Raw genomic sequence first — 8,195 nt, 5'->3', positions numbered from 1 at the left:
GATTTAACATTGAAATAGCGATTATTTTTTAGATAGATTTAGGCAATATGAATATGAATTACTTCATACTGACTGTAAATACTGGCATTTTTTCATTATTTTCAATGGATTTCAAAAATAATCTTGCTGTTTTCATTGCTTCTGCAATGGTTACATCCATATCAAGATAACGATAGGTTCCCAGTCGTCCAACAAATGTAATATCAGGTTCCTTTTCGGCCAATTCTATATATTGATCCAACTGATTCATTTCACCTACAAGACGTATTGGATAGTAAGGCAAATCTTTTTCTGTACATAAACGGCTATACTCTCTATAACAAACCGAGCCTTCATGACTTTCCCAAGGAGCAAAATATTTATGCTCTGTTATACGGGTATATGGAACGCTTTCCTCTCCATAATTCATTACAGCAGTTCCCTGGAAATCACCCTGATATGTGAATCTTTCGAAATCCAGAGTGCGGTATGCTAAACGACCATATTGATGATGAAAATAACCATCCAATGGACCACTATAAAATACATGTTTATAATTTTTTGCTTTTTCCTTATCAAAAACTGTATTCAAAGAAATTTTAATTCCAGGATGATCAAGAATATTATCGACCAAATCTGTATAGCCCCTTTTTGGCATTCCCTGAAATTTGTGACTGAAATAATTATCGTCATAATTGAAACGAACAGGTAAACGCTTTAAGATAGATGCTGGCAATTCAGAGGGATGCAGTCCCCATTGCTTAAGGGTATAACCCTTGAAAAAAGCCTCATATAATTCCTTACCAACAAATTTCAAAGCCTGTTCTTCAAATGTCTCAGGCTCTTTAATTGACTTATCACCTTTTTCGGCAATAAGTTCTTTTGCTTGATCAGGAGATAATGCTTTCTGGAAAAATTGGTTAATCGTGTGCAGATTAATCGGTAATGAAAAAACCTGTCCCTTAACTGTGGTCTTCACACGATTGACATAGGGCATCATTTCTGAATATTTATTTACAAAATTCCATACGTCTTCATTATCTGTATGAAATATATGGGGACCGTAAATATGTACCATGACTCCTGTATCTTTGTCCCGTTTAGAGTATGAGTTTCCAGCAGTATGGGATCGTTCATCAATAATATGCACATTCCAGTCATTTTCTGCAAGAATACGGCCAATCACAGCACCGGAAAAACCGGCACCAACAATTAAAACTCTTTTTTCTGACATTCATACCACCTTCAAAACTATTTATCAAAATATACAGAATTTACATTATCAATCTGAAATTATCAATTTTCTAATAATTAATTTTTTCATTAATCCAGATAAAATATGATAGTCTTAACTCTTATGCAAATTATTTGAAAAAGAGGAAATGTTCTAGCTTATGTCATCAATTCTTCCGCCAAAAGCACCTAAAAAAGAGAAAATCATAAAACAACTGGGATTTACAAGAACTGATCCTTATGCCTGGTTAAAAGATGATAATTGGCAGGAAGTCTTGTCCAATCCTTCAAAACTAAAAAAAGAGATAAAACAATATCTTGAACAGGAAAATAATTATGCTAATAAAATAATGCAGCAGACTAAACCGTTACAAAACAAACTTTTTCTTTCCTTGAAATCAAAATTGGCTGATAAAGAAAGCAGCCCTGAACTTCCTGACGGTAGCTGGATATATTATTCACGATTTGAAGAGGGAAAAGAGCATAAGTGTTTTTATCGAAAATCAATTCATGATTTTGAAGAACAATTGCTTATTGATCCAAATATTCAGGCAAGTACTATTGACTATTATAAAATAGGCTCGGTTTCACACAGCCCCAACCATAAATACTTTGCCTATATTGAAGATACCCAAGGCTCAGAAATTTGGCATTTAAAAATTAAAAATCTGGAGACAGGTGATATATTACCACAATCCATTTCACCCTGTTCTGGATCTTACTGTTTTTCACCATGCAGTCAGTATATATTTTGGGTCTATCGCGATGATCAAGGCAGACCTACTGCAATTTACAGACATCATATAGCCACTTCTCAAGATACTCTAGTTTATAAAGAGAAAAATTCAGGCTTTTTTATTAATATTGAGCGTAGTCTTTCCAACCAATGGATTTATATAACAGCCAATAATCATGATACCAGCGAGGTCTGGATCATATCGGGACAACACCCCACACATGCAGCAATATGTTTTAAAAAAAGACGAACAGGTGTTTTTTACAAAATAACAGATTGGAACAATCATTTTATAATCTATACAAATGAAGATAATGCATACAATTTTAAACTCATGCGATTGCCCATACCGAATAATTTTATACAGGATAAAATAGAAAGAAAAAATTGGCAAAATTGGATTAATCATAATCCTGATATTTACCTAATGGAATTCAAGGCGTTTAAAAATTATTTTATAAGATTGGAACGTCATGAGGTTAATGCAAAAATAATCATCACCAATACAAACGATGAAAATGAAATTATCTCAGGTGATGAAGATGCATACCTTCTTTCCCTGGATGAAACGCTTGAATATGATACAGAATGGTTACGATACAGTTATCAGTCCCCTACAACTCCACGTTGCTGGAATCGTTTTCATATTCCAACTGGTAAAAAAGAAATCATTAAACAGCAGAAAATTCCTTGCGGTTATAATTCAAGCCTTTACGAATCAAAAAGGATATGGGCTATTGCAAACGACGGTGAAAAAATTCCCATGACCTTGACCTATCGTAAAGATATTGAATTAAACGGTAAAAACCCAACCCTTCTTTATGGTTACGGATCATACGGATATGCCATTGACCCTGTTTTTTCCATAACAGCACTGAATTATATCGAACAAGGGTGGATTTATGCCATAGCCCATATTCGTGGCGGATCAGAAAAAGGTTGGAATTGGTTTATGGAGGGGCGTCGCTTCAACAAAATAAACACTTTTACCGATTTTATTTGCTGTGCCGATTATCTTGTTGAACAAAATTATACACAGCCAAAAAAAATCGTTGCTGACGGAAGATCAGCAGGCGGTATGGTAATGGGATATATAGCCAATGAACGCCCTGATCTTTTTGCGGCAATCATTGCCGTTGTTCCTTTTGTAGACATATTAAACACAATGTCAGACATTACTTTACCACTCACACCTCCAGAATGGCCAGAATGGGGCAATCCTCTCAAAGATTCAAAAGCATATCAATATATAGCCAGTTATTCACCTTATGATAATATAAAAGAACAAGACTATCCTGCCATACTTGCAATGGGAGGCCTGACTGATCCCCGTGTTACCTATTGGGAACCATCAAAATGGATTGCAAAACTAAGAGATCACAATATATCGTCCAATCCCTTGCTTTTGAAAATAAATATGGATTCAGGGCACGGGGGAGCTGCAGGTCGATATACAGCCTTAAAAGAGGCCGCCTTCATTCAGGCCTTCGCCATTTCCATTATCAAAAAAGAATTATAACGGATATTGGGGAATAATTAACGTGTCCCAAGATGATCATATAATCAATAGAAAAATTTCGCGCCAATTGTCACTGGCAGAGCAAATCCATAATCAAACTATCGCTCACAGTTGTTTAAGTATCGTATTGATACTATTTGGTCTATATACCATCAAAGCCTTTTTGTTTTCCCTGATTTGGGGAATTATCTTTGCCATAGCATGCTGGCCATTTTACAAAACTGTCAAGCAAAAATGGCCCTATGAACGATTTAATTTTATACTACCCTTTATTTTTTCCTGTTTTATTACCCTGGTTTTTCTTCTTCCCCTGGGTTTTATAGCACTTGAGGCGACAAAAGATTTGCAAACAGGCATAAGTTGGGTCATAAAAATTAGTCGTGAGGGTTTACCACCACCCGAGTGGCTTAATAAAATCCCAGTTATAAACAATAATATCATTCACTGGTGGAAAGAAAACCTTGAAGATCCATCTTCTGCCTCGACACTAATTTCCAATTTGCATCTAAGTCATGGAGTATATGTTACACAAAAAATAGGATCACAAATCCTTCATAGAGGTTTACTGTTTTTCTTTTCAATTTTAACCTTATTTTTTATTTTTAAAGATGGAGAATCAATTATTCATCAATGCAAATCAGGTTCGAGACGATTGTTTGGCAAACAAGGGGAAACAATTGCTCAACAAATGATCTCATCAGTTCATGGAACAGTTTCGGGACTAGTTCTGGTCGGGCTAGGACAGGGTATCATTCTCGGAACCGTATACTATTTTCTGCATATACCGCATGCGGCATTGTTGGGCATATTGACAGCCTTGGCTGCAATGATCCCCTTTTGCCCCCTGATTGCCATTGGTATAGTTGCGTTTATCGCTTTTTTTCAAGTTTCCTATTTGATCGCTTTAACTATACTGATTGTTGGCTGCATCATTATTTTTATTGCAGATCATTTTATCAGACCAGCTTTGATTGGTGGCTCAACAAAATTACCATTTATATGGGTATTAATCGGTATTTTGGGAGGGCTGGAATCTTGGGGGATGATTGGTTTATTTATCGGTCCAGCGATAATGGCCGCCATAATTATGTTATGGAATAATTGGACAGCTGAAAAAAGAAAATATTAACGAATATCGGGCAGGCGGGATTCGAACCCACGACCCCCAGTCCCCCAGACTGATGCGCTACCAGACTGCGCTACTGCCCGTCAAATCTATACAGCCATATAGCAGTCAATTTTATTTGGATCAATATAAAATTAAGCCTTAGCTATTATTTTTCTTAATTCTTGCAACTCAACCAAAACATTTTTTAATGAATCAATCAGCACTGATTTTTCATTTTTCAATTTTTCCAATTCCTTACGTAAATCTTGCTGATTATTTTCAGCTGTATTTGTCAGATCATCATTTGGGGATTGAGATTCATTTGTTATCGATATATCAGATTCCGATTTAAAATTTAATTGTTCATTATCCGAAACTTTATTATTCAATAATTCTTCTTGTAAAAGACGCTGAACACCTTTTATCGTATATCCTTGGATATATAAAAGTTCAGATATATACTTTAGAAGCGTTATATCTTCAACACGATAATAACGACGACCACCACTTCGTTTTATTGGTTGTACCTGAGGAAAACGCGTTTCCCAAAAACGCAGAACATGTTGGGGTACATGAATTTCATCAGCCACTTCACTAATAGTACGGAAAGCCCCAGGTTCCTTTTTGGTAACTCCATTATCTTCTGAATCAGGATCTACTTTTTCATTCGATTGACTAATAATCTGAGCAGAGTTACCTTGGGTCATTATTTATCCTTTCAAGAAGATTTTTTAATCATACCCTCATTAACATTTTTTTTCAATTTCTGACTGGAGCGAAAACTCAAAACATATCTGGGTTCAATTTCAACCTCGACACCTGTTTTAGGATTACGCCCAATTCTGTTTCCTTTTCTTCGGACAGAAAAAGTACCAAATCCACTGATTTTAACCGAATCACCCTTTTCCAAGGTTGTAACGATTTTTTCCAAAACCGTTTCTAGCAATTGAGCTGATTCACTACGGGATAAGCCAATATGACTATAAAGTTTTTCAATTAATCCTGCACGAGTTAAAGTTTGCATAGTCTAAAATAATTACAATCCGTTACTGAAATGACAAGTCTAACACCATTTATTCAATAGTGTTACCAAATAAATTCTGAATTATTTTTAAATTAATTTTTTAAAAATATATTTACAATCTTACCAATGCAGACCCCCAACTTAAACCGCCTCCTATTGCTTCAATTACGATTAAATCACCTTTTTTCATACGATTATCTCTCACTGCTTCATTCAAGGCCAACGGTATGGATGCCGCAGACGTATTGGCATGCCGATCAACAGTTACAATCACCCTTTCAGAGGGTAATTTGATTTTTGCACCCATACGTGAAATAATCCGTAAATTTGCTTGATGTGGAACCAACCAATCAATATCACGATATATTAGATTGTGATCATTTAGCGCTTCTTCAATAACCTCGGATAGTTTTGTTATTGCATGACGAAAAACTTCCTGTCCTTTCATACGTAAAAAGCATTGATCTTGAAATTTTGCTGGTGTGCCTTCCACATATAATAAATCCGCATATTGACCATCCGTATGAAGATAGCATCCAAGAATTCCTCTCTCGGTCTCCGTGTTAACAGCACTTAAAACAACAGCACCCGCACCATCACCAAACAAAACGCAGGTCCTTCTATCCTTCCAATCAAGAATTCGAGAATACACCTCACTACCTATCAGCAATACATTTTTTGCCTGTCCACAACGAATAAAATTGTCTGCAACTGATAATCCAAATACAAATCCAGCACAGGCAGATGAAACATCAAATCCAAAAGCCTTTTTTATTCCAAGCGCTTTTTGAATTTCAACCGCAGTACTTGGAAATATTTTGTCAGGTGTACAAGTCGCGACAACAATTGCATCAATATCCTGCACACTCATCCCTGCATATTCAATTGCCTGCCTTGCGGCCTCAACAGCCATGGAAACACATGTCTCACCTTCCGAGACAATATGACGTTCGCGAATACCTGTACGTTCACGAATCCACTCATCAGATGTATCTACCATCAATGTCAAATCATCATTTGTTAAGATACGCTTAGGTAAATATCCACCAAATCCAACAAGTTGTGAACGATAAATCATTCCTATAGAAACCCTTTAATTTAATATAACCGCTATTACTGTGGATTTACCTGTGATAAACCCGTAAGGATTTCTTCATAAAATCCGTGCTTGATCATATCCATCGCAACATCCACGGCATATGCAAAACCTTCTTCATCCGTACCTCCATGAGATTTCACAACAACCCCGTTTAGACCTACGAAAATTGCCCCATTATAACGTTTGGGATCCAGCCATTCACGCATACGTTCCAATCCGGGTCGAACAAACAGATAGCCCAACTTTCCTCGCAAGCCAGAACTGTAAACTTGTTTTAAAAGGTGAAAAACGAGTTTGAGGGCACCCTCACCTGTTTTTAATGCAATATTTCCAGTGAATCCATCTGTAACAACAACATCTGTTGTACCTGCCGTTATATCGTGTCCCTCTACAAATCCATAAAATTGTCCGGACAAAGGGCTATTCCGCAACACTTCGGCTGCATTTCTAAGACGATCATCACCCTTCAATTCTTCTGAACCAACATTTAAAAGTCCAATTGTGGGTTTAGGCAAACCAAGCACAGCTTTTGCAAAAGCGTTACCCATTATGGCAAAATCAACCAAGTTTCGACTGTCACAGGAAACATTCGCCCCCAGATCTAACATTACAATATCACCTTTAGCTGTTGGAGTAATCGCAGCCATTGCCGGGCGTGCAATACCAGGCATCGTTTTAACGATAACCTGTGCCAGTGCTAACATTGCACCACTGTTTCCGGCAGAAACAACCCCTTTGGCTTGTTGCGATGCAACACTTTGCATGGCAAGACGCATAGATGAATTTCGTAATTTCAAAGCGGAAGTAGGTTTCATTTCCATTGGAACAGCCACGTCTGTATGCTGAACATCGCATATTTTGGCTGCCTTGGAATATGTTTTCAGTAACGGAGACAATTTTTCTTTATCTCCGATTAACAGTATTTTTGCTTCTGGATGTCTAACGGCTGTAATCTCAAGACCCTTGATAACAATTTCAGGGGCATGATCCCCCCCCATTGCATCAATCGCAAGATCATATTGAGGCTTCGTTTGAATATCTGATTCTGCAGTCATAAATACAGTTACAATTTATAAAAACCATTAAACTTAACATCAAAATGTTGTTATCGGTATTTATAATACGCTTTCCAGTCTTATTGATGTACTGCGGTCTTCAAAGCATCTCCGGCAGCGACGACTTCACGACCATCATAATAGCCACAGTGGCTACATACATGATGTGGACGTTTCAGTTCACCACAATTTGCACATTCACCATAAGCCTCAGTGCGTAAAGCATGATGACTACGACGCATTCCACGACGTGATGGTGACGTTTTCTTCTTTGGAACAGCCATGGGATCCCTCCTATCCTAATTTATCTAATAATTTAACCAGTATAACCAATTTCATTCGACATGATTGAACTTTCAAATTGAAGCAACCTGTCTAACAGAATATCGGCTTTTAAGCAAGCTTGAAAAAGCGTATCAAGGTTTCCCTAACACTTTTGAAA

General features: G+C 36.9%; 7 protein-coding genes, 1 tRNA gene and 1 pseudogene. 2 read left to right on the top strand and 7 right to left on the bottom strand.

Features of this window, described 5'->3' with window-relative positions:
• Positions 1-58: 58 nt before the first annotated feature.
• Positions 59-1,213, bottom strand: a complete 1,155-nt coding sequence (glf, locus tag U0839_RS07660) for a UDP-galactopyranose mutase (RefSeq protein WP_155565343.1) — start codon at positions 1,211-1,213, stop codon at positions 59-61.
• A gap of 160 nt (positions 1,214-1,373) precedes the next feature.
• Here glf and U0839_RS07655 point away from each other — a divergent pair, with 160 nt between their 5' ends.
• Both U0839_RS07655 and U0839_RS07650 read left to right on the top strand, forming a co-directional pair.
• A complete protein-coding gene (locus U0839_RS07655; protein WP_155565342.1) occupies positions 1,374-3,467 on the top strand; it encodes a S9 family peptidase in 2,094 nt (697 codons plus the stop codon).
• A 22-nt stretch (positions 3,468-3,489) separates the two neighbouring features.
• Positions 3,490-4,596, top strand: a complete 1,107-nt coding sequence (locus tag U0839_RS07650; protein ID WP_413550407.1) for an AI-2E family transporter — start codon at positions 3,490-3,492, stop codon at positions 4,594-4,596.
• Between the two features lie 6 nt (positions 4,597-4,602).
• Here U0839_RS07650 and U0839_RS07645 read toward each other — a convergent pair.
• The 6 genes and pseudogenes from U0839_RS07645 to rpmF form a co-directional block, all read right to left on the bottom strand.
• A tRNA-Pro gene (locus U0839_RS07645) sits at positions 4,603-4,676 on the bottom strand.
• Positions 4,677-4,973: 297 nt separating this feature from the next.
• Positions 4,974-5,198 (bottom strand): annotated as a pseudogene (locus tag U0839_RS07640) (MerR family transcriptional regulator); the annotation flags it as partial.
• A 95-nt stretch (positions 5,199-5,293) separates the two neighbouring features.
• Positions 5,294-5,599 (bottom strand): integration host factor subunit alpha, encoded by a 306-nt coding sequence (locus U0839_RS07635; protein ID WP_155565340.1) that lies wholly within the window; start codon positions 5,597-5,599, stop codon positions 5,294-5,296.
• Between the two features lie 112 nt (positions 5,600-5,711).
• Complete coding sequence (locus U0839_RS07630; RefSeq protein ID WP_155565339.1) at positions 5,712-6,677, bottom strand: beta-ketoacyl-ACP synthase III; 966 nt, start codon at positions 6,675-6,677, stop codon at positions 5,712-5,714.
• A 35-nt stretch (positions 6,678-6,712) separates the two neighbouring features.
• Positions 6,713-7,753, bottom strand: coding sequence for a phosphate acyltransferase PlsX (gene plsX, locus U0839_RS07625; protein WP_155565338.1), 1,041 nt, complete (start codon positions 7,751-7,753; stop codon positions 6,713-6,715).
• An 80-nt stretch (positions 7,754-7,833) separates the two neighbouring features.
• Positions 7,834-8,037 carry a 50S ribosomal protein L32 gene (gene rpmF / locus U0839_RS07620; protein WP_155565337.1) on the bottom strand — a complete coding sequence of 68 codons (204 nt, stop codon included), beginning with the start codon at positions 8,035-8,037 and terminating at the stop codon, positions 7,834-7,836.
• Between the last annotated feature and the right edge of the window lie 158 nt (positions 8,038-8,195).

The organism is Commensalibacter sp. A3DC (genome assembly GCF_047307945.1).
GTDB lineage: Bacteria > Pseudomonadota > Alphaproteobacteria > Acetobacterales > Acetobacteraceae > Commensalibacter > Commensalibacter melissae.
Note: the sequence above shows the minus strand (reverse complement) of the source record. Positions and strands in the feature narration are given on the sequence as shown.